The sequence below is a fragment of the Arthrobacter sp. YN genome, assembly GCF_002224285.1.
In the GTDB taxonomy this organism is placed as follows: Bacteria; Actinomycetota; Actinomycetes; order Actinomycetales; family Micrococcaceae; genus Arthrobacter.
Genome location: NZ_CP022436.1, coordinates 3,877,394 through 3,899,780, shown reverse-complemented (window position 1 = coordinate 3,899,780; position 22,387 = coordinate 3,877,394). Strand labels below are relative to the sequence as shown.

15 protein-coding genes are annotated in these 22,387 nt (G+C 58.5%); 7 read left to right on the top strand and 8 right to left on the bottom strand.

Annotated elements, in window-relative coordinates; all coding sequences use genetic code 11:
• The first annotated feature begins 6 nt into the window (after positions 1 to 6).
• From wecC to CGK93_RS17850, 4 genes are read left to right on the top strand one after another with little or no spacing between them, the layout of a single operon-like run.
• Positions 7 to 1,305, top strand: coding sequence for a UDP-N-acetyl-D-mannosamine dehydrogenase (wecC, locus tag CGK93_RS17860; RefSeq protein ID WP_089595972.1), 1,299 nt, complete (start codon positions 7 to 9; stop codon positions 1,303 to 1,305).
• Positions 1,306 to 1,343: 38 nt separating this feature from the next.
• Positions 1,344 to 1,682, top strand: coding sequence for a hypothetical protein (locus CGK93_RS17855; RefSeq protein ID WP_089595971.1), 339 nt, complete (start codon positions 1,344 to 1,346; stop codon positions 1,680 to 1,682).
• Positions 1,682 to 3,433 (top strand): hypothetical protein, encoded by a 1,752-nt coding sequence (locus CGK93_RS23645; protein WP_157731878.1) that lies wholly within the window; start codon positions 1,682 to 1,684, stop codon positions 3,431 to 3,433. Before CGK93_RS17855 ends, CGK93_RS23645 begins: the two co-directional genes overlap by 1 nt.
• Positions 3,400 to 4,344 carry a glycosyltransferase family 2 protein gene (locus CGK93_RS17850; protein WP_157731876.1) on the top strand — a complete coding sequence of 315 codons (945 nt, stop codon included), beginning with the start codon at positions 3,400 to 3,402 and terminating at the stop codon, positions 4,342 to 4,344. The genes CGK93_RS23645 and CGK93_RS17850 overlap by 34 nt, the downstream gene beginning before the upstream one ends.
• Before the next feature lie 365 nt (positions 4,345 to 4,709).
• On the opposite strand, the gene CGK93_RS17845 is transcribed toward CGK93_RS17850, so the two are convergent.
• The 8 genes from CGK93_RS17845 to CGK93_RS17810 all read right to left on the bottom strand — a co-directional run bounded on the left by CGK93_RS17845 (position 4,710) and on the right by CGK93_RS17810 (position 18,173).
• Entirely contained in the window at positions 4,710 to 6,035 is a 1,326-nt protein-coding gene (locus tag CGK93_RS17845) for a D-glucuronyl C5-epimerase family protein (RefSeq protein WP_089595969.1), read from the bottom strand.
• A 321-nt stretch (positions 6,036 to 6,356) separates the two neighbouring features.
• Complete coding sequence (locus CGK93_RS17840) at positions 6,357 to 8,105, bottom strand: heparinase II/III domain-containing protein (RefSeq protein ID WP_198318255.1); 1,749 nt, start codon at positions 8,103 to 8,105, stop codon at positions 6,357 to 6,359.
• Positions 8,089 to 10,287 (bottom strand): glycosyltransferase, encoded by a 2,199-nt coding sequence (locus CGK93_RS17835; RefSeq protein ID WP_089595967.1) that lies wholly within the window; start codon positions 10,285 to 10,287, stop codon positions 8,089 to 8,091. Before CGK93_RS17835 ends, CGK93_RS17840 begins: the two co-directional genes overlap by 17 nt.
• Before the next feature lie 46 nt (positions 10,288 to 10,333).
• Positions 10,334 to 13,279, bottom strand: a complete 2,946-nt coding sequence (locus CGK93_RS17830) for a heparinase II/III domain-containing protein (protein WP_089595966.1) — start codon at positions 13,277 to 13,279, stop codon at positions 10,334 to 10,336.
• Between the two features lie 196 nt (positions 13,280 to 13,475).
• Positions 13,476 to 14,618 carry a non-hydrolyzing UDP-N-acetylglucosamine 2-epimerase gene (gene wecB, locus CGK93_RS17825; protein WP_089595965.1) on the bottom strand — a complete coding sequence of 381 codons (1,143 nt, stop codon included), beginning with the start codon at positions 14,616 to 14,618 and terminating at the stop codon, positions 13,476 to 13,478.
• 605 nt (positions 14,619 to 15,223) lie between these two features.
• Positions 15,224 to 16,870: a hypothetical protein gene (locus tag CGK93_RS17820; protein WP_089595964.1), complete on the bottom strand. Its 1,647-nt coding sequence runs from the start codon at positions 16,868 to 16,870 to the stop codon at positions 15,224 to 15,226.
• A 205-nt stretch (positions 16,871 to 17,075) separates the two neighbouring features.
• Positions 17,076 to 17,648 carry a YdcF family protein gene (locus CGK93_RS17815; protein WP_232481377.1) on the bottom strand — a complete coding sequence of 191 codons (573 nt, stop codon included), beginning with the start codon at positions 17,646 to 17,648 and terminating at the stop codon, positions 17,076 to 17,078.
• Between the two features lie 60 nt (positions 17,649 to 17,708).
• A complete protein-coding gene (locus tag CGK93_RS17810; protein ID WP_089595963.1) occupies positions 17,709 to 18,173 on the bottom strand; it encodes an Lrp/AsnC family transcriptional regulator in 465 nt (154 codons plus the stop codon).
• A 171-nt stretch (positions 18,174 to 18,344) separates the two neighbouring features.
• On the opposite strand from CGK93_RS17810, the gene pdhA reads away from it, so the two are divergent.
• Genes pdhA through CGK93_RS17795 form a run of 3 tightly spaced genes read left to right on the top strand, consistent with a single transcriptional unit; the run spans position 18,345 to position 22,116 of the window.
• The gene (gene pdhA, locus CGK93_RS17805) at positions 18,345 to 19,538 is read left to right on the top strand and encodes a pyruvate dehydrogenase (acetyl-transferring) E1 component subunit alpha (protein ID WP_089595962.1); all 1,194 of its coding nucleotides are present in this window, start codon (positions 18,345 to 18,347) and stop codon (positions 19,536 to 19,538) included.
• Positions 19,535 to 20,635, top strand: coding sequence for an alpha-ketoacid dehydrogenase subunit beta (locus tag CGK93_RS17800; protein ID WP_089595961.1), 1,101 nt, complete (start codon positions 19,535 to 19,537; stop codon positions 20,633 to 20,635). The genes pdhA and CGK93_RS17800 overlap by 4 nt, the downstream gene beginning before the upstream one ends.
• A gap of 2 nt (positions 20,636 to 20,637) precedes the next feature.
• Positions 20,638 to 22,116, top strand: coding sequence for a dihydrolipoamide acetyltransferase family protein (locus CGK93_RS17795; protein ID WP_232481376.1), 1,479 nt, complete (start codon positions 20,638 to 20,640; stop codon positions 22,114 to 22,116).
• Positions 22,117 to 22,387 lie beyond the last annotated feature (271 nt).

Here is a 22,387-nt window from a genome sequence, read left to right as displayed (position 1 = left end):
AAGTAAATGACGAACATCAAAACAGTAGCTGTTGTTGGCCTTGGATATATCGGGCTTCCGACTGCCGCCATCCTCGCGACCAATGGGATCAACGTCGTAGGCATCGACGTGAACCAAAACACGGTCGATGCAGTAAATCGAGGCGAGGTCCCGTTCGTGGAGCCCGACCTGGGTGTCCACGTGGCCGGTGCCGTAAGCCAGGGGCATCTCAAGGCGACAACGGAAACTCCGTCTGCCGAGGCCTACATCGTGGCTGTACCCACGCCGTTCCGTGACGACCACTCTGCCGACTTGAGCTACATTGAGGCAGCTGCCCGCGGAATCGCGCCTCAGCTCAAAGGCGACGAACTCGTTATTCTCGAGTCGACTTCACCCCCACGCGCCACGCGGCAAATGGCTGATTACATTCTCGCTCTGAGGCCTGACCTCTCGCTTGACGGTGCCAATGGTGCACCGGTTATTCATTTTGCTCATTGCCCTGAGCGGGTTCTGCCCGGCCGCGTAATGATCGAACTCGTCACCAATGACCGAATTGTGGGTGGCATTACGCCCGCAGCCGCGGAACTGGCAAAAGACCTCTACGCAGTGTTCTGCCAAGGGGAAATTCTGGTCACCGATGACGTGACGGCTGAAATGGCGAAGCTCGTTGAGAACTCGTACCGCGATGTCAACATTGCTTTCGCAAATGAACTCTCCATCATCAGCGACAAACTCGGCATCGACGTGTGGGAATTGATCCGGTTGGCCAACCACCACCCGAGGGTTAACATCCTGCAGCCAGGTCCAGGTGTTGGGGGCCACTGCATTGCTGTGGACCCGTGGTTTATTGTGGCCGCCGCTCCGGAGGAAGCTCAGCTCATCCGCCAAGCCCGCATTACCAACGACTCCAAGCCGGAATGGGTTGTTGCCAAGGCGCGCAAGGCTGCTGAGGCAGTCGGAGCCGCACCCGTTATCGCCACGCTCGGTCTGGCGTTCAAGGCGAACATCGATGACCTGCGCGAGTCGCCGTCCATTGGCATCACAGCTGAACTGGCTGAGCAGCTTCCGACGGCAAGACTCCTGGTAGTGGAGCCGCACGTCGAGGCACTTCCCGCTGCCCTTCGGGACCGTTCCAATGTGGAGCTTGTGAGCACGGAAGAAGCCATTTCCAAGGCTGATGTCATTGTGGTTTTGGTGGACCACGACGAATTCAAGTCCATCTCTCCGTCGGCATATGCAGGCAAGACGGTAATCGACTCCCGCGGCATCTGGGGACCGGATGCCAACGCTGTAGCGGCTGCCACCGTAGCCCACGCCGCCAACTAACGGCACTTCGGTTACCACAGAGGAGGATTCGCTACTTCATGGACCGCAACAAAGGGGACGTCGAGCATATTCGGCAGGGCATTAGCCGTGCGGCGCTTGCCCACAATGTCCAGATCGAAAAACTGCAGGCTGAATTGCGCGACGCATACCAGCGGGAAGTGGAGATGGCCTCTGTGGTAGCCGAAAGGCGGAAGTTCAGCCAGGAGCTTTTCACGGCCCGCCTTAAACTGGACATGTACCGCGAGAAATATGCTGACATCCAGAGGGAACTGGCCGAGCGCGACAAGAAGCTCGCAGCATTGTCCAATTCGGCGCTCGGTGCGCTGCAACTGAAGTACTGGCGCCTACGCAGGCGCCAAGGACGGGGAAAAGCCTGATGGGTGACGCGGAGAACCGCCTATGGCGGTCTAAGAAGCGTTTGGAAGAACTCGAATACTGCCAAGCAGCGTCGGACTCACGGCAGGGTTTTTACACCTCAAAGTACTATGTGGATTCAGTACTCGCCGGCAAGCCCGTTTTGCCGTCGAACACAAAACGGAAGTATCTGGCCCGGCGGAATGCGTCACACATCGAGGGCTATATTGAGGATCTCCGTCCTATCCTGGAAGACATTCCCGAAACGCTGGGTTCGAGAAGCCTCAGGCCCCATGCGGTTGACGTTGCCATTATTGCCGATGAGTTTCTTTACAAGAGTTTCGACTCAACCGCTCGTCTCAGCTACGTCACTCCTGCAAACTATCAGGACATAGCTGCTGATGCCGGGCTGTTGCTCATAGCGAGTACCTGGCGTGGACTTAGCGGTGAATGGAAAGGGCTTGCAACTCCGGAGTCAAAGAAGAGGAAATTTCTTCTTGAAGAGGTAGTCCCATACTTCAGAGCCAAAGGGACGCCAGTTGCCTTCTATTCCAAAGAGGACCCTCCCAACTACAGCCAATTCCTTAGCATTGCCAAGGCCGCCGACCATGTTTTCACTTGTGCAGCAGAAAGCGTCCCGGACTACACTCGGGATTGCCCTGATGCGGCATCCATTGGTGTGTTGAGCTTTGGGGTAAATCCCTATCACCACTCACCTGTGTACTCACGCAGACATCGTCTCCCGGATGTGTTGTTCGCTGGCTCATGGCACACACAGCGGTATCCCGCACGCCGATCGGGAGCGAAAGCCATCTTCGATGGCGTCCTCGAATCGTCACGGAACCTTGTGATCATTGACCGCAACTGGTCGCTGGAAAACAGCCGGTACTTTTTCCCGGAGGAATACCTCCAGCATGTGGTACCCACTGTCGAACATGATCTGCTTTTGAAGCTCCAGCGAATATCCGACTTCAATATTAACTTGAACTCCGTGATATCCAGTGCTTCGATGTACGCCAACCGGGTTGTTGAACTTCAGGCCATGGGGTCGATGGTGCTGTCGAACTACAACGTAGGCGTCAATAATAGGTTCCCTAACGTACTGACGGCGCAGACTACGTCAGATGTCCGTGACGTTCTGGACGGAATGTCTCAGACCAACCTCTATGAAGTCCAAATGGAAGGCCTCAGGAGGGCTTACACGGACCACCTTGCCCACGATCGCATGGCAGAGATTTTGGAGGCTGCAGGCCTGGCAGCGGGGGCTTCTCCGGCGAGGGTGTGTGCGGTCATGGAGGCACCCTCCGAGGGACTTCAGCGTGTTATACAGGAGCAGACTGTCCGCGGAGTCGAAACCGTGAGCCCGGAACAGTTGCGCCGGCGTTACAAGGAGTTCGACATCGCCATACCCGTTTCGGATCGGTTCAGATATGCTCCCACGTACGTTGAGGATCTGGTCAACGCGTTCAAGTATGCTGATGCTGATTTCGTCACGAAGTCACTGCCGAATGTCGGTACGGACACAGCCCCAATGCCCGAGCATGAGTCCTTCTCCGCCTTGCCAGAACCTTCAGCGGGTGCCCTTTGGCTCGACTCTGCTGCCGGCGAAGCGTATCGCCAAGGTGGTCGCGTTCAAGGCAACGGCTACGTGCTCGATCCTCTGGGCATCGGAATGCGTACAGATTCCTTGTCAATATCGGAGTCAGCCGAGGCCCCTTCGAAGCCCTTCTTTCCGTCATTGTGCCAGTTCATAACAACGGCCCGTTCCTTCTGAATAAGTGCATCAGGTCCCTCGAGCGATCGTCACTTTTCGCCCAGATGGAGATCATCCTGGTTGACGATGGTTCTACGGATCTGCGCACTCATCAAATACTTGACGAGCTGGCGGAACGCCACAGCCAGATTTCTGTTTTCAAGTTTGGGGGCACTGGCTCGGGTAGCGCTTCCAGGCCACGAAATAAGGGGCTGGAGCTTGCAACAGCACCATGGGTGACTTATTTGGATCCAGACAACGAAGCAATCAACGACGGTTATGCACAGTTGGTGCAACTCGCCGTTGATGAATCCTTGGACATGGCCTTGGGTGACATGCTCAGATACTCGGACGGCATCAGAACTTTCCACAACTCTCGAAAACTTGGCCGCAACTTGGACGTCTTGCCCGAAGCCGGTGACGGTGTTCCGGACAGCCTTCTCAGTCGTCTGGACTTCTATCCGATGAGCATCCAGGCTGCCGTGCTCAATTCCACGTGGTTGAAGAATCTTCATCTTGAGCAGCCCGTGGGAGCGCTTGGACAGGATTCATTCTTCTTCCAGCAGTTGGTACATTACGCCCGCAGGATCGACGTTCTCGAAGTCCCGATCCACATCTATTACGGTGCGGTGGAGAACTCCGTGGTGAATACCCTCGGACCCCGGTTCTACCGCAAGTATCTGCCGTTGGAGACGGCTCGCGCCGCATGGCTCGAGGAAGTCGGGCTGATGCCGGACTATAAGGCTGGCCGCGCCCAGACCTTCATGAAGCACTGGTTTATCCACAAACTCAAGCGCGTCCCTGAGGCTGATGTCGCAGAATGTGTTGAGCTGATCCAGCAACTGGGGGAGATTTACGCGCCCATAACCTGGGAGGATCCAGAGGTTTCGGCAATTATGAAGGGCGACACCACGGCGCTCCACACTGCCTAAGCGGCTGTTCGCGGTTCGCGGCGAGCGTTTTGCCGTGGGGGATATTCCCGCCGCTGTCTGGCGGCACTGCGCAGCAGGTTAGGCGTTTGTAGTTCCGAGGAGGTGATTCCTCTGCCGGTCCTTTTGATGTGCTTGCTCGCGGTGGCAGCATCGTGGCGCCGGGAACTTTGCTTGATCAAGGATCGTAGCTCCTGACTCTTGATGAATGCGTAGAGATCATTCAACACAGCAGGGCTTCGAGAACTTCAGCTTTCAAGTCAGGGAGTCCGTTTCACAGGGAACCATGAACCATGGAGAGCCGTCTAGGCTCCGCGACACAGATGCCCCCACGCGCTCTAATGGTGGGGCATCTGTGTCGGTTGTGGCTACTTGTGTTTGTGCATGTCGAAGCGCTCCAACATCAGGCGTTCATCTTGGTAGGCCGGGTGTTCAGCCCAAAGTGACGGAGCATGCCGCCATTTATCGAGGTAATAGCCCAGAATCTCGCTTCCAGACTGCTCTACGATTTTCGTGAGAGTGTCGATGTGAATGAAGTGGTAGACGTTGAACTGCCGCCCCGTGAGTTTCTTGGAAAAATTGGTGGGGTGCGCAACCATCTCCGCAGCAATCCACGGCACCGCAATCTCAAGAAGGTTTTCACCGGGAAGTAAGTCGAACTCTTGAAGGTGCTTCTGACCGGTCACCTTCGGCACGCTCCCGAACGGATTGTACGTCGTCTCGCCAATAGCCACTTTGACTTGCGCTGCACGTTCAGCCGTGACCTTCAGCAAAAGCCTGTTGGGCGAAGGCCACGAAAACCTACTCAAACGAACCTTGACGCGCCCCAGCTTGCCGTCTCGAATGGCCAGGGGGCCGGCCTTGAGAGCTTCCCCCGCCTGGTCACCGTCGACGTTCGCAGCAAAGACGCCGGCTGATGGGACAACCACGTGGCAGTCCGTCACTTCCAAGTCGGAGCCTGCAGCCGTGAGCTGGAACGTGGCGTCGCCTTCGAGTTTGTAACGGGAGTTGGCGAGCTCAGGGACGTCGTAGAGGCCGATGACGCTTTCCATGCCTCTAACGGATTTGTGGAACACTTCCCAATCGCCGTCATCGTTCGTGGCCTTCGCGACGTCCAACAGGATGCACGTCGCTGTGGTCCATCCGTTCAGGGTGCAGTTCGGGAAGGTAGCCGGGTACTCCTCGATAATGAGTCCACCGTCGCTGGTGTAGCGCGCAACGCCGCCGTCCTCTACGGGGATGGTCAAGCTGGTCAAGACAGCCTTCAGTGGTCCGCGGAACCGTTCGGTATCCGGGTAGGCGAGGAGCCTACTGAGGACGTCCACGTAACGGGACTGCGTGAGGCCGCTGTACCAGGTGCCCTTCTTGCTGGAGACCTTGGCCCGCTCCTCGTCATAGTTAAATACCAAGCCGTCGTGCAATGGCTCCATCATGGCGACTGAGATGTCAGCGACCCGAATGGCAGCTTCGAGGAATATGGGATCCTCGGTGAGCCCATACTGGATCAGGTAGTCAGTGATGACGTAAGGGCCATAGATCGGGTGCGCCATGAGCACACCGTCAGTCCGGCGGCCAGGGTATCCATTGGGCAAGAACTCTATACGGTAGTAGTCCCAGATGGCTTTGCGCTCCATGCGGAGCGGTGGCAAACCAACCTCGTATTCATTGGTCACATAGTCGGTAGCTGAGCCCATGAGTTCCCCAGTTGTTAAGTCGATATTACCAAGGACCAACGTTACCGGTTGGAACAGACCTACCCCTTGTTCAGACGGGAATCGCCGTCACAATATGGCTGCCTGATGTTGATGGAGCCTGATAAACAAAGCACTGACTTAGCACGCAGCCATGCCTCAACGCTCGTATGAGGGTTGCTGAATGTTTGAATATCTCACGCCGGGCGCGGAGGGTCGGTTTGAAGTCAGAGAGTTGTAGGCGTGACTCTCTCTTGTCGCTACTGAGAAAAACGAGCCAAGAGGTCCTATTTGTCTCACTCTTAGGAGATCGTGCTGGCTTGCCTAGTTATCGTTGTCGAAGGTAAATCTGCTCCTGAACACGTGGTGACGGGTTTTCCTGGCCTCCAAACAGATGGACCAAACGCCCTCGCGGGTTCCGTCCTCGACTGACCGCCAGCCCCTGAGAGGGTTGTCGGATTCACGTACTGGGCCGTGGACCGAAGTGCCCGGTTCCGTCCTTAACGTCAGATGCCACTCTCCACCGGCTGGAGACCAGGAAAGCCCGGCAGAAGGGGATGAACTTAATTTCAGTGCTCCAGAGAGATTGAACCAAACCTGGTAGTCCCGCTTGACGGCATCCGTGGACTGCACGTCATCTGTGACGGTGAGACCAATGCCGGGTTTCAACTCAACCGTCCGGCGGTGGGTCCATCCTCCATGGTCCATGCGGCCGTTCAGAACGAACACGTCGCCCACCTGCTCACACAGCCCAAGACCAGAGCCTGCAGGGGTTCGACGCCGGTCGTGGTTCCTTCCGTTGGCGGTCACCGTATTATGAGCCATCGTAGATTCGACGAACCGACGGAAGGGATCGGCATAGTAGAAGCCGTCCGCGCGAAGGGGCGAATCGACGGGCAATTGTGCACCGTACCCGTAACGGCCGCCTTCGACCAATATCTCCTGCCCCCGGTCATACCAGACGAAATTGAGATCGTCCGCGTGTTTGTGCGCTCTGCCGTGGAAGGCCGCTGTGAAAGCGAGGTAAGACGAAGTTGACTGTCCGGCTTCTCCTCGTGGCTGGGGTGAACGGACAAAGGCATAGCCAGAGTCCGGAAATACTCCCAGTTCTGTTGGGCACGCCTGACCGAATGAACCTCCCGACATCAGAAAGTTGGTTTCAGGGCTCAGAGTCAGAGGATGACTCCCGTCTATCATTTTGACGTACGGGGTATCACCCAACGGGACCAGCGAACCATTGGGCTGGATCATCCAGCCCAGCAAGTCCGCGGCCTTGCGGAGGCGGCCCGTCAGTTCGGAATCTTCGATGAGGCCGTTGTCCACCGCAATCTGGAAGGATTGCATGAGCATCCGATGGTATTCGGGGGAGTGCTCGCTGTGGCCGCCGTCCGGAAGAAACTGTGTTCGGATCATGACTGCCAGCCGTCTGCGGCCCTCCTCAGCCAGCCCGCTCAACTCTGGCACAGCTTCAAGAGCTGCGCCCAGTACTGTCTGACCGATGGCCACAAAATAGCCATGGTTAGTGCGTGGATTGAACGAGCTTTCGAGAGCGAATTCGAGCCTGTGCCTGTCTACAGCACTGAGCAGGGACCGCAGTTCCTGAATAGCTATGCCGTTTTTTGCCCCCAGATAAATGAGGCCAGCGAGGCGAAGGGCGCGCTGTCCGAGAGCCATGTTGTACCAGACGATCGCGTTGTCTGTCTCCTGGCCAGAATACCTCTCCGACCAGGAGACTGCACGATCCAAGCACCATTGAAGGTAGATCTTTTCACCAGTACGGATAAACTCCTGGATTGGCCTGTCCATGAATTTCCAGCCGTGGAGCTGGGAACCCCAGCTTCTGTCGTCCGCGCAGAGACTATCCCAGGCGAGTGGCAGCGAAAGATCCAGCCGATCGTAGTCTCCGGCCTTCCAGCCGTTGTTAATAACATCCGAATCGGAATCACTGATTAGGCTGTCGAACCAAACTGCGTCCGAAAGATCGGGGCGGTGACTTGAAGCGACCCATAGCCGAAGCGCTTCAATATCAGCGTCCGTTAATTGCTGGAACAGCAATTCAGACGCGGATTGCATTCGCCGCCAGATTCGCATACTGGTTGTTATAGACAGCCGCGTTGGCTTCCCATGAGCGACTTTCACGTACCCAAGCCGCGCCGGCTGCCGCCATCTGGCTCCTCGTCTCAGGGCTTGAAACAAGGTCGGCTAGTACGTCCGCGAGTGAGTCACTGTTTCCAGCCTGGAACAGAGCAGCCGAGCCGCTTGCCTCTGCAATTTCCTTGAGCGCGTCGACGTCAGACATAACAATCGTTCGTCCCGTTGCGAAGGCTTCAAAGGGTTTCAGGGGCGTGACGAGCTGGCATACAGCTGCTGCCGTGCGTGGGACAACGAAAATGTCGATGAGCCCGTAATACCCCAGGATGTCCTCGTGGGGTACGCGCCCTGTGAAGAGAGCATCCTGAAGTCCGAGCGACGCAGCTGTGGCCTTGAGAGAGTCGAGGACTGGTCCATCGCCTACCACGAGGAGCCGGACAGGAACGCTCAGGCGTTCACGCAACTGTCGGAAGGCATCGATAAGTACCGGTACTCCCTCATACTCGACCAGGGATGAAATGTACCCGATGACGATCTCGTCGCTCTGTATGCCTAGCCTGCCAGCCAACTCGGCATTTCGCGTTTGAACCGGGAATTGGGCGCCGCTGACAGCGTTGGGCACTACCGAGGTCTTGTCCTCCGGGCACCCTTCGGCCGTAATTCGGCGTTTCATGACCTCTGCAAGGGTGAACACATGGTCCGCTGCTTCCCTGCAATCACGCTCGCGTTCCCGACGCCATGCGTAGGTGTCAGGGATGCCCCAGCGATTGCTGAATGCCTCGATGTCTTCGATACCGCTGGCTTGGGCCATTCGGGAAAGCCAAGACTCTTCCCAGAAGCCGCGGCTTTCGTAAATCACAGGAATCTCGAAATAGTCACCAACAGCCCTTGCGGAGAGGGCATTGAAGAAGTCTGAGTGGGCATGGAGAACAGCAGGACGTACCTCTGCAACCACTCTCGCGAGTTCCTCAACGTTGGCGCTTAGCCAAGTAGTCAGGGGAGTGTTCAGTCGGATGGGTCCTGTCGGGAGATGGTAGGTGACACCGTCAACGTCCATCTGCGCGGCTACATCGGCGTTCACTGCATCGCCCACCTGATTGCACACGTGTACTTCCAACCCGGACTGGATCTGGGCTAAGGCCGTGTAGTGCGTACGCAGCGTATATCCCGACTGTGTAGTCGGGAGAACTTTGCCCACTACGTGCAGGATGCAGTTCGGCTTGGGAGCAAAGCGCTCGTACGGTCCTTGCGGCTCAGGCTTGAAGGCACCGGAGAAGATCTTGACCTCTTCATCGCGTAACGCGACTGCACTGGCCAATTTCTCGTTGTGCTTCCGGCTAAGTACTACCCGCAGGACGTGCTGGCTCTTGGCTGTGTATCCGAGCTTGCGCAGCTCACTTGCCAGGCCACGCAGAGACGTCATATTGATCTTCTCAAAGATCGAATGGGCTTCGAGCATCTCGTAGACCGCCAAGGGCTTAGCGTTGAACTGCGTCTCCGCAAGTTTCTTAACCTCGGAACCGGAGAAAGAGTCCCAGTTTTTCCCGTCAAGCGCCACAAGATCGAACTGCCGTTCGAGATGTCGCTCCTCGGCCTCCTGGACCCTTTCTTCTTGTTCGGTTTTAAGGTCCTCGACGAGTTGCAGCAAGCGCCCGTGCTCGGCCTCAAGCTCAGGCTTGGGGACGGGCAGTGTCCTAATCGCGGTTAGGACCGCATCTGACAACTGTGCCGTGGAGGCGTTGTGGGCTTTCTTCAGGTCGGTGAGCTGTGCTGTGGAGGCGTTGTGGGCTTTCTTCAGGTCGGTGAGCCGTGCTGTGGAGGCGTTGTGGGCCTCCTTCAGGTCGGTGAGCTGCGCCGTGGAGGCGGTCTGAGTTTCTCCCAGATCAGTCAACTGCCGTTGCAGAGTCAGCAGGTACTTCTTAATTGAGGCCTGGGACTCGCGCTGCAAGCGCCGGTTCTCCTTCAGCCTCCCAATCAGGCCGGTGGTGGCAACGCTGAAGGCGACACTAGCCACCACAAACAAAGCGATGATGACCACCGCGCTTGCCGTCGAAGCCGCCAGCGGCAGGAGAGCCAACAACGTTCCAAAGAAAATGAAGGCAAAACCCGCAACTGCGGAAAGGCCGATGGTCCTGTCAGAACTGAGTCTTCTGTTAATGTGCAACGTGTTTCCTAAGTCAACGAAATCTGGTCGGTGCAAAAGTGTTGCATCAGTTGATTAATGAACTGGTACTTTTCGGAAAGTGCTCCAAGGCGGCGGAGCGGAAATGGGCATAAAGCTCGGCTTTAGCGGCCACGTGCCCAGGACCCCACTCAACATCAACGAATTCGATCCGATCTTCATGGTGGCTGTGTTCAGACTCCAGCATTAAGCGGAACGGGTTACGGTGTTTTGTGACGTGGTGGGTATCGCCTGTGTTCTGGACGTAGAGGATACGGGGGAGGTGTTCCAGCATCGCATACGTTTCGACCACGGACGTGGAAAGCCTGAAGGCGCGTGCTTCTTCCACATCGACATCAGACTTCAAGCAGGTGGATAGAGCCACATCTGCGCTGGTCCGGAAGTATTCCTTTACGTCGGTTTGGGGGTTGAAGACCAGTGCGACGGAATCGGGGAGGTAGGCGGCAACTTGAAGGGCAGTGAATCCGCCACCCGAGCTGCCCGACAGAAGAATACGCGTGGCATTCGTTTCAAGCTGGAGCTTGCGGATGCACTCGGCCATGAACCGATGGACATTGATGCTGCCATCTCCGAGGTACCAAGAGAGGGTCATGTTCTTGTTGAGGTCCAGTGAGGGATCCTGGAAGACGGCATGGTTTCCCCCTTCCATAAGCTCGGAAGTCAGCCCCTGGAAGAAAGGCAACGTTGTCTTGGTTCTATTGATCGCGCCGTGGAACCTGACGGATAAGAGATCAGACGGACCACGCCCTACCGCGAAAGGCAGAACCAGGCCTCCCAGGTTGGCGGAGTAAATCTTGGACTTCTCGCCGTCCTCGAAACCGATCTCACTCGGCGAACTGATGGTCTGGATCTCGCGGCCATACGTCTTTGAGCGAAGATCAACGCCGGCCCAGGCAATCAGCGGCTCACGCATCACGCCAAGAGCGCTGTTGTTAAGCTCGAGTTCCTCGGTGAGGTCGTTCCCCAGGAGATCCACGATGCCCGCACGCAGGCCTTGGTCTTCGCTCGCGTTATCGGTGGCGTCGAGAAGAAGGTTGAGAAGAATGCTCAAAGCTTCCAGCCGCGCACTTCGGGTGTCGTCCTGTTGGGCAACCCATGCCTTCAAATGGCCCCAGTACCTCGTCGTGAACAAGCCGTCATCTGGTTTGGGCGCTGACCACACGGCGCCTGCGTCGCGGCAAAGGTCCATGGTCTTAAGCCATGCTGACCTCACGTCGTCCAGTTCGGAGGAAATCGTTCCTTCCTCGCCGAGGGTGACCGAAACGCGATCCTCTTCGACGGTCAGGTTGAACTGGTAACGTCCGGAGAGCGCACTCAACGCTATTCGTCCGCCGGTGGCATCCATTTTCTTAACAGAGAAGTTGCCTGATTGTGGCGCGGCGATGATGGTGATGAACCGGAAGCGCCGCCCGCTCTGTGTCGCGGAGACAACCTGGGTTGGCAATTTCTCCATCCATTTCCTGGACATCCAGCCGTCGAAGGGTTCTTCTGAACCCTTCACAATTGAGATGGCAGGCGCGTTGCCCTTCCAAAGGAGGAAGGAGGACGTGCCATCGCGATCCAGTCGCAGGCCGCCCGGGATATCCTCCACCGCGGTGTCCGTGTCAAGATGCCAACGCTGTCTGGCGGAGACCTCGTCAGCACTGAACACGTTGTCTATGACGAGTAAGAACTCGCCACCACGGCAGTAGACGACACGCCTCTTCAGTTCGACGCCTTTATACCCGGAATCCGCGAAGGTGAAGTCGTCAACTTCATCGCTGGTGAATGACCGGATGAGGGCCACTTCGGACTTGGGGTTGTATACCCTGTCCTCGACTTGCACTACGTTGTGTCCAAGCCGGGACAAGCAGTAGTCGCGCATGGCGTCTTTTTTGTACGCGTATTTACCGGCGTCAACCAGCCATGGATGGCCGTTTGAATGAAGGGTCAGGGAAGCGCCATCTTGGTGACCATGTACGCGGTTGGCCTTGCCGAAGGACAGGGAATAGAAGGTTTCCTTCTTGAAATCACGTTCATGATCGCCCCAGCCGCTGCGCCCGAAGACATACCCCTTCTCGTAAATCTTTGTGAGCTCCGCGGGCGGTTGTCCCGTAGCACCTTCCGACTTCACGTAATCCAATTCGGGGGACGACAACGCTCCCGGAGTGGTGGCTTCAGTATCACCAATCAGTTCAAAGGTACCGTCGGGCTTAGTGGCATGGGCAAGTTCCAGGTAGGCGAGATTCAGCCTCTCGGCTGAGGCCGGACGGGGCACGCCTTCCACATCCAGACGCTTGAAGGCCTCTTCCCACCACACAAGATTGTTCTTGTGGTAGCCAATGGCCCCTTCGACATTTACGCCCTGTTCGTCATAATTTTCCTCGAACAAGCTCGTGAGGCGCTGTGTTGCCAGTTGCGTCCATTCCGCGTTGCCCAGGGCTGAACCGATGACGAAAAGAGCCTGGTGCTGGTGCAGGGCATGATTTGAATGACCGAGATGCTTGGAGTCCGCCAGCCACAAGCCGTGTGCATAGATGGACTCCGCCAGCCATTGATCTTCGCCCTCCTGAACCAGCGGGAGACCAAACGTCAGGACCATGGCACGTAGCGCCTCCACCATGTCAGCCCATGCATAGCTGACAAAATTGCCCTGTTGGTCCTTCTCCTTCGGGTCCGACTGAGGATTGGCTTCAATCCACGACTTGCACGTTTGGAGCCAAAACTCCTGGGCTTGCCGGTCTCCATCCATAGCTACCCTGCGGACCGGCTCCAACCAGCGCAGCATGTGAAGTTGCGCCCGCCAATTCCGTTGCCCGAACGGATCTGCATTCCAGTCGATGTCATCCTGGAAATTCCACGTCGGGTGAGGACGCATGCTGAGCTTGCCGACGAGGAGCTCGTCAGCAAGAGCACGGTCAGTTGACCTCTTCCTGAACATCTCTCCGAACGTCTGGCGCCGAACGACGTCGAGATCTACTGTGTGGGTGGTCATGCGATTCCTTACGCCGTAATCGGGCTATCTGCCCCTGAACGGCCACATTCGAGCACTATCTTAGGTGAGCGCCGCCAGGAGCAACTGTCACAAACAGAGCGGGACAATGCGTAACGGTCGCCCGGAGGCAAGAGTGCCTACCCACAACGGATAGGCAGCTGCCCTGACTGGACAAGCCAGCCAGGGCAGTTTCAAATTAGCTTACGAACTCCGGGATGCGCGAGCCGGTCCCGAGGAGCTGGGCCACAGCTGCAACTGTCCGTTCGGCAGCTTTTCCGTCACCGTAGGGGTTCACGGCGTTGGCCATGGCGTCGAATGCGTCCTGCTGATTCAGGAGGCGGTCAACTTCCTTGACGATCTTCTCTTCGTCAGTGCCGATAAGCGTCACAGTTCCGGCGTCAACTGCTTCCGGCCGCTCCGTGTTATCGCGCATTACCAGAACCGGCTTACCGAGACTCGGTGCCTCTTCCTGGACTCCGCCGGAGTCTGTAAGAACAATGTGCGCCAAGGAGAGCATCCGGGTGAATTCGCCGTAAGCCAAGGGCTCAGTGACGATGACGTTCTCCTTGCCTTCAAGGGCGGGCAGAACCGCTTCGCGAACAACAGGGTTCTTATGGGCAGGCAACACAATCATCAGGTCCGGCTCTGCTTCGGCAATGCGAGCCAAAGCGCGTCCAACACCACGCATCGCATCGCCCTGGTTTTCGCGGCGGTGCGTGGTCACCAGGAGGATTCGGCGGCCGCTGGCAGCAAGCTCCTCCAGCTGCGGATCCGAGAACGGGATGTGCTTGTCCACGGTGGTCAGGAGTGCATCAATGACTGAATTGCCAGTGACGACGATGTCGCTTTCGGAAATCCCCTCGGCCAGCAGGTTGCCGCGGCTGACACTAGTCGGGGCCAAGTGGAGGCTGGCGATCTGGCTCGTGATTTTGCGGTTCGCCTCTTCAGGGAACGGAGAGAACAGGTCACCGCTCCGGAGTCCGGCCTCGACGTGGACCACGGGGATGCCATGGTAGAAGGCAGCGATGGCGCCGGCCGTGGAAGTGGTCGTGTCACCTTGGACGATGACTGCATCGGGTTTGTTGGCCGCAAACAGTTTGTCCAAGCCGTCAATCGTGCGGGTCATGATGGCAGACAACGATTGACGTTGCTGCAGGATGTTCAGATCGTGGTCCGGGACGATTCCAAATAACTCGTTGACTTGGTCCAGCATCTCGCGGTGCTGACCAGTGACGGTCACTACGCACTCGAAGTCTGCAGACTCTTGAAAGGCGGTGACGATCGGAGCCATTTTGATGGCTTCCGGACGGGTACCGAAAATTGGCATGACGATGGGCATGGATTCCCCGAGAAAGGCAGTGGCTGACCAGCCGATGCTATCGCACCGTCCCTCGAGGTCCTTAATTACGTATGACGCAATATATTGCTTAGCGGCCAAACATCAAGGTCAGAGCCAGAATCGGAATACTCAGAGAGACAAGCGTCACAACTGCGAGGGCTACAATGCGTTTGCGACGAAGGCTGACGTCCTTGGACGGGGTCGAGGGAGGCTTCGAGGCCTTTGCCGCAGGCGCCTTAATCTCTGGCGGCGCCGAAGATGAGGTTCGATTGACCACCGCGGGCCGCGCGCGCTCTGCAGTCGTCTGACTGTGCTGGTGCCCAGGCAGGAGCGAAGAAGGAACGTCACCCCTGAAACGACGCCGTCGCATGTGGCGCGGAGAAGGCGAAAGGGCAGCTGTTCGGGAAACAGGGTTCGTCACTTCATCACTCCTCAGGTGCGTTGAAACGGGACAGGGTCATAATCAATTCTTGCATCTGGGAAGTCGAGTGACATATCCGACCGCATGGACAGTGCCTCAGAATGCAATCCAAGGAGGTCTTCATAAACACGACAGAGCGACGGCGGCCGCTTCACTATGGTGGGCGGCCGCCGTCGGCAGTGGTTCAACCCCGATCAGAATAGAGGGCGTCGTTCTTCACTCCCGAACCGTTAGTCACGTTGACGAAGTAGTTCTTGCCCGAGCCCAGGGAGGTGCTGCCCAGCTTTGCCGTCACCGACTCAAGAAGTGGGTTGATGCCCAATTGCTTCCCGTACGCTGCGTTGTAGCCCGTGGCAGTTACGGTCTTGTCAAACACCCTCCCATAAGCGTCGGTCCACTTGACCTGTACCTTCCCACCGCTCAAGTTGTGACCGGTGACCAACACATCACCATTCCCATAGAAAATGGAGTCCGTAATCACAGGAGTCGTGCTGGTGGTCTTAAGCCGCTCCAGCATCGGGGCAAACGTCCCAGAACATGTGAAGTATGGATCCCACATGAAGGAAATGACCTTGCCAGGAGTGTTGCCCAGTTGCTGGAGTTGCTTGTTCATTCTTGACTTGGTTGTCTGACCGCGCAGGCTGTTGTCGCATGGATTCTGCGAGGTCGCCGGCGCCATGCCTTCCAGGTTCGCCCACAGCTCGGCTCCCGTGCCCTGGACACCTTCAGCCAGGGCTACAAAGTACTCGCGTGTTGGGGCCATGTACTTGGAACCCCAGGTTCCGTTGCCCACTATCGCGGCTGCATACTGATCCACGCTGTTTCCGGATTCGCTTCCGAAGAATGAAGCGCCCTTGCCGGTACCCATGCCGTCCTGTACTGCGATCGCGAGATCCACGCCATCGGCAGTGTTGGCAATGTTCTCTACGGCTTCGCGCGCCTGATCAACTGTGACTCTGCCGGAGAAAGCGCTACGCGAGTCGATGTAGGGGCTGACAATTGCTGAACGAGTTGGCTGGTACTGGGCAATCCTCGAATTCTGGATTTCGTATACCTTCAGGACAGCATCCCAGACGGCCCCATTGCTGAGTGGCATCTCCGTGTGGTGGTAGAAACCTGCCAGGCCGGGAACATCGTTGACTTTCGCTTGATAGAGCAGGAAACGGGCCGTGAAGAGCGAAAATGTCGCTTGGTAGGAGAGATCGGGTAAGTACGTTATGTCAGTTCTCTTGACCGGTGCGGGCAGACCAGCGTAATACTTCATGCCCAGGTCGGTGGCTGTCTTGCCCAATGAAATGGATATTGATGACTGGCCACCGGTAATCACAACAACGTCATAGGTATTTGTAGGAGAAGTGCAACCGCTTCCTTGGGTGGGCAGCAGCAGTATGGTGTATTTTGTCGTGCCGTTCGTGACGGTCTTATCACGGCCACACAGCACGGCCGGGGACCCCCATGAGCTGTTGTCCGAGTAGATGAAGTAGCGGTTCACGGTGACCCCGGAAGCGGCGGCCTTCGCACAGTTGACGCCCGAAATTGTGCACCCAGCCGGGATGGTCGACAGCGATGCAGGCTTGAGCAGTGAGCCGAAGGTGATGACGGTGTCACCACCCACTGACTTTATGTCCGTCAGTTTCTTTAGATTGTTTGCATCACTGGTGCTGCCATAGATGAAGTAACCGCTGATGGGATAAATAGGAGAAGTTGCAGCTTGGGCCGGGGACCCGTGAAGGATACCGAGCACCAGAACGACCGCTGCCATAAGGCCGGCTGTGAGGTGACGGGACCTGCGGGGAGGAAAAGGTGTCGGCTCTGCTCTGAAAGTGGCCACGGAGAATCCTTGGGCTCGTAGGGTGAGACCTTGGACCTATGGCAAAAGGATGGGGCGCTGCCTCCCCAAAACTCAATAGCTTGACCAGAACCTTCATGTAGCCAAAAAGTTTGCAAAACGTATGAAGTGCTTTGACTCCGAAGCCGACAGCGATCGATATGGAGTTACTGGATTTGTCACAACAGCCAAGTCGGTGGACCCGGCTCTAACTACTCGAGCACTCCGGTCGCATCCACGTGTCGATCAACCCACCTGTTTCCACCACAAACCGGTCCAGCCAAGCTCCCGCTGAGAGGTCCGGTTGCGACCCAACCATCTGCACTTCCGCCGAAGTGCATTGCTCAATCAGAGTGCCTGCCCGAATCACGTGATACTCAGAAGTCACCACAGTCACGGACTTCCAGCCATGGTCGGCAATCAACCCGCGCAATGCCTCAGCCTCACCTCTTGTATTCAGCGGCGAAGGACGGAAGCACACCAGGTCGGAATCACCCTGGTCCTCATCGCACAGTGCGTCACCCTCCGCGTTGCCGGCCAAACCAGTCGTCGAGACCACAAGGACGGGGATATCCAGTTTCTTTCGCAGTTTCTGGGCCACGGGCAGCCGCTCCTTGCTCATACCGCCCAACACCACAATCGCATCCGTGCGGTGAGGCGTGGCCTGTGGAGGGTCGTAGAAGAACTGAAAGGCCGCGATCATCCAGAACAGCGCCGCCAAAAGACACGCCACCACAAACACGCCAATGGCGCGGGTGGCGGAGGCAGTCTTGAGGGGCACGGGGACAGTCTAAGGTTCGGAAATGGGTGCTTCCTCCCAGCAATGGACCGTCCAGGGGCCTTACCGGGTATCAACGTCCTCAAAGACAAGGAAAGTCTGGGTATCCTGCACTCCGTCCATGGACTGCAACTGGTCGAAGATCACACGCCGGAGGTGGATGTTGTCCGTTGCCCGGACCAAAAGGATGACGTCGAAGTCTCCGCCTACCAGAGCGATGTGGTGGATCTCCGGGATCGCGCGCAGCTGTTCCTTGAGTTCGCGCCACGAGTGCTGCTGAACTTTCAACGTCACGTAGGCCGATGACCGAAGGCCGGCTTTGATGGGATCCACCAGGGCCGTGAACTTGGTCAACACACCTTCGCCCGTGAGGCGGGCGATCCTTGTATAGGCGTGGGCGCGGCTGATGTGCACGTTCTCGGCCACTTGGGTGACGGACATGCGCCCGTCGGTGGTCAGCTCCCGGATGATGTCCTGGTCCACGCTGTCCAGCGGTACGGCGGTCTGCTCCGCCTCGGCCTCGCTCACTGGCTCTCCAATTCGTCTACAGCACGGGCACGTTACCCAGCTCACAATTGCAATTCGTCTTTCAGAATACCCATTCCAGGAAAGGGCTTCCATGATCCAGCCGAAAGCTGGATACGAAACATCTAGCTGGAACATACTGGAAGCACATAGTGGCTAGAGAAGGACGGACCAATGACGATCCACGCAGACCACACTGCGCCGGAAACGGCTGTAGAGGACCAAGCTGCTGACGTTCGGACAAAATTCGGCATCAGCGTTGAGGACTACATGCTTCCCGCCCGGCACCAGATCCAGATGGTTAACCCGGACGGCACCCTCCGCTCCCATGATGAGCAAGGCACCGAACCCGGCCACGAATACCCCACCCCCGGCGACGCCGAGCTGATGGCCGCCTACGAGCAACTGGTAGTGGGCCGGAGGGTCAACGACCAGAACTCCGCGCTCGTCCGGCAGGGCCGCATGGCCGTCTACCCCTCAAGCCACGGCCAGGAGGCCTGCCAGGTTGCAGCTGCCATGTGCCTCAGCGAAGGCGACTGGCTGTTCCCCACTTACCGTGACGCTGTCGCCGTCATGACCCGCGGGGTGGACCCCGTTGAGGTGATGACCATCTTCCGCGGCGATTGGCACGGCGGGTACGACCCCAAAGAGCACAACGTGGGCATCCAGTGCACGCCGTTGACCACCCAGCTGCTGCACGCCGTGGGCGTCGCGCATGCTGCCAAGCTGCGCGGTGAAGACACGGTAGTCATGGCTATGTGCGGTGACGGAGCTACCAGCGAAGGCGACTTCCACGAGGCCCTGAACTTCGCCGCCGTCTTCCACCTGCCCGTCATCTTCTTCGTGCAGAACAACAAGTACGCCATCTCCGTACCGCTCAGCCACCAGTCCGTGGCGCCGTCGCTGGCCCATAAGGCCGTTGGCTACGGCATGGCCGGTGAGCGCGTTGACGGCAACGACCTTGTCGCGCTGCTCGCAGTCATGGACCGCGCAGTGAAGCTGGCCCGCGAAGGATCCGGCCCGCTGCTGATCGAGGCCCACACCTACCGCATGCAGGCCCACACCAACGCCGACGACGCCACCCGCTACCGTCCGGACAGCGAAGTTGCCGAATGGCAGGCGAAGGATCCGCTGGCTCGCATGAAGTCGTACCTCACGGACAAGGGTCTCCTCGACGACGAGGCGAGCAACAAGATCGCTGAGCACGCCGAGGCCGTGGCCACCCAGCTCCGCGAAGGCCTGGGTGAGGACGTCCCCGTCCAGCCGCTGGACCTCTTCAAGTACGTCTTCGACAAGCAAACGCCGCAGCTGAAAGAACAGTCCGAGCTGCTGGCCAGCGAACTCGCCCGAGAGGAGAGCGCAAAATGACCGTCACCACCACTGCCAACGGCACCACCACAGCCAACGTCAGCGCCGCCACCGCCAGCGCCGCCGCGTCCGCCGCGGCCACTGCCGAAGCCACCGGCCCGCAGAGCCTCACCATGGCCAAAGCGCTCAACACCGCCATGGCAGACGCCATGCGCTCCGACCCCTCCGTCTTGGTATTCGGCGAAGACGTCGGAATGCTGGGAGGCGTCTTCCGCATCACCGACGGCCTCATGGCCGAATTCGGCGAACAACGCTGCTTCGACACCCCGCTGGCCGAGTCCGGCATCGTCGGCATGGCAGTGGGCATGGCCATCAACGGCATGCGGCCCGTCATCGAAATGCAGTTCGACGCTTTCGCCTACCCCGCCTTCGAGCAGATCGTCAGCCACGTCGCCAAAATGCACAACCGGACCAAGGGCAAACTCAAAATGCCCATGGTCATCCGTGTTCCCTACGCCGGCGGAATCGGGGGAGTGGAGCACCACTGCGACTCCTCCGAGTCCTACTACGCCCACACCGCCGGCCTCAAGGTCTACACCCCGGCCACCGTTGCCGATGGCTACCGAATGCTCCGCGAAGCCATCGACTCCGATGACCCCGTGATGTTCATGGAACCCAAGAAGCTCTACTGGTCCAAGGACCAGGTGGACTTGGGCGCCCTGCGAGCAGAACACGACGCCGGTACCTCCACCGAGGGCCGCGCGGCTGTTGCCCGTCCCGGTACGGACGCGACGCTCATCGCCTACGGCCCGTCCGTCCCCACCGCGCTCGCCGCAGCAGCGGCCGCCGCAGAAGAAGGACGCTCGCTGGAAGTCATCGACGTCCGCACTCTCGTCCCCTTCGACGACGAGACTGTCTGCGCGTCCGTGCGCAAGACGGGACGCGCCGTCGTGATCGCCGAAGCCCATGGATTCGCGTCCGTGTCTTCCGAGATCGTGGCCCGCGTCCAGGAACGTGCGTTCCACTACCTCGCCGCCCCGATCCTGCGAGTGACCGGCTTCGACGTCCCGTTCCCGTCTCCCAAGCTGGAGCACTACTACCTGCCAAGCGTCGACCGCATCCTCGACGCCGTCGACGACCTTCAATGGGAGGACTGACCATGAGCTCAGATATGCAGGTTTTCAAACTGCCCGACCTGGGGGAGGGCCTCACCGAGGCCGAACTGGTGAACTGGCTCGTTGCCGTGGGTGACGAGATTGTGGTTGACCAGCCCATCGCCGAGGTTGAGACCGCGAAGTCCATGGTGGAGGTGCCCTCGCCTTACGCCGGCACGGTTGCCGAGCTGCACGGCGAGGCCGGTCAAACGCTCGACGTCGGCAAGCCGCTGATCTCGATTGCTCGCGCTGGTTCTTCGGCGGCTGCGCCCGCTGCCGCTCCTGTTCCTGCTCCGGCTGGTTCTGTTGATCCTTCGCCGGTGTCCTCGGGTCTTGACGTTTCGTCGGCCGTGGAAGCTGCTGCTGAGACCTACCGGACTGAAGAGAAGGCCGGCTCCGGCAACGTACTGATTGGATACGGTACGCCCGGCGGAGCTACCGGGGGCCGGACGCGTCCGCGGAAGGCGGGTGCCGGCGTCGGTTCTTCTGCTTCTGCTGTTTCAGTGGCTGAGCCGGTGATGGAGCCTGCTGTGGCGGGGACGCGGATCCCTGGCAAGCTCAGTGCAGTGATCTCACCGCTCGTTCGGAAGATGGCGCGCGACCACGGTGTTTCCCTTGAAGCGATTGAGGGTTCGGGTGCCAGTGGGCTGATCATGCGGCGGGACGTAGAGGCTGCTATTACGGCGCCTTCTGTTGCTGCTCCTTCTGCACCCGCTCCGGAGGCCGCACCCGTTGCCGCACCTGCTGATGCGGGTGCCGTTGATAGCCGGACTGGTCTGCCTGTGTTGGCGCGAACGCCGGTTCGTGGTGTCCGCAAGGCTGTTGCTGCGAACATGACCCGCAGCCGATCGGAGATCCCCGAAGCCACGGTTTGGGTTGACGTGGACGCTACCGCGTTGCTGGAGATGCGGGCCGAGCTCAAAAAGCGCGCACCGCACGATACCCCTGGTCTGCTGGCCTTCATTGCCCGTTTTGTCACGGCTGGGTTAAAAAAATACCCGGCCCTGAACACGCGCTTTGAAACTGCGTCGGACGGCTCGCAGGAGATCGTTGGGTTCGACGGCATCAACCTCGGCTTCGCCGCGCAGACGGACCGGGGCCTTGTGGTTCCTTCTGTACGGAACGCGCACGAGTTGAGTGCCCGCGAACTGGACGCAGAGATCCGTCGACTCACCGCCGTCGCACGTGACGGAAAGGCGACCCCCACTGAACTGGGCTCAGGCACCTTCACGCTGAACAACTACGGCGTGTTCGGTGTGGACGGCTCCGCCGCGATCATCAACTACCCCGAGGTTGCGATGCTCGGCGTGGGCCGCATCATCGACAAGCCCTGGGTAGTCAATGGCGAGCTCGCCGTCCGCAAGGTCACCGAACTGACCTTGGCTTTCGACCACCGCGTGTGCGACGGCGAAACCGCGGCCGGCTTCCTCCGGTACGTTGCTGACGCCATCGAGAACCCGGGTGGAGCGCTCGCGGACATGTAGCACCCCGCAGGCTCTCTCACATCCCGCGGGCTTGGACGGGACCTTCTTTCACATCCCTCGGGTTTGGGCGGGATGCGCTCTCACATGCCGGGCAGTTCCTCGGTATCCGACCACAGGCGGGCCTCCCATTCCGGGTTGCCCGCTGGGTGGGTGGACGCTGAATCCATGCCTAGGGCCCGGCGAGCCCAATTCTTCTTGCAGAAGCAGTGTCGTGGAATGAAGCTCAACCAAAAACCTCCTTCGGCGGACGTTTCAGACATGATGAATACAC

Bases quoted from the DNA above. Each gene is read 5' to 3' on its own strand.
- wecC (WP_089595972.1), top strand. From the start codon at position 7: ATGACGAACATCAAAACAGTAGCTGTTGTTGGCCTTGGATATATCGGG.
- CGK93_RS17855 (WP_089595971.1), top strand. From the start codon at position 1,344: ATGGACCGCAACAAAGGGGACGTCGAGCATATTCGGCAGGGCATTAGC.
- CGK93_RS23645 (WP_157731878.1), top strand. From the start codon at position 1,682: ATGGGTGACGCGGAGAACCGCCTATGGCGGTCTAAGAAGCGTTTGGAA.
- CGK93_RS17845 (WP_089595969.1), bottom strand. From the start codon at position 6,035: ATGGGCTCAGCTACCGACTATGTGACCAATGAATACGAGGTTGGTTTG.
- CGK93_RS17840 (WP_198318255.1), bottom strand. From the start codon at position 8,105: ATGCAATCCGCGTCTGAATTGCTGTTCCAGCAATTAACGGACGCTGAT.
- CGK93_RS17830 (WP_089595966.1), bottom strand. From the start codon at position 13,279: ATGACCACCCACACAGTAGATCTCGACGTCGTTCGGCGCCAGACGTTC.
- wecB (WP_089595965.1), bottom strand. From the start codon at position 14,618: ATGCCCATCGTCATGCCAATTTTCGGTACCCGTCCGGAAGCCATCAAA.
- pdhA (WP_089595962.1), top strand. From the start codon at position 18,345: ATGACGATCCACGCAGACCACACTGCGCCGGAAACGGCTGTAGAGGAC.
- CGK93_RS17800 (WP_089595961.1), top strand. From the start codon at position 19,535: ATGACCGTCACCACCACTGCCAACGGCACCACCACAGCCAACGTCAGC.
- CGK93_RS17795 (WP_232481376.1), top strand. From the start codon at position 20,638: ATGAGCTCAGATATGCAGGTTTTCAAACTGCCCGACCTGGGGGAGGGC.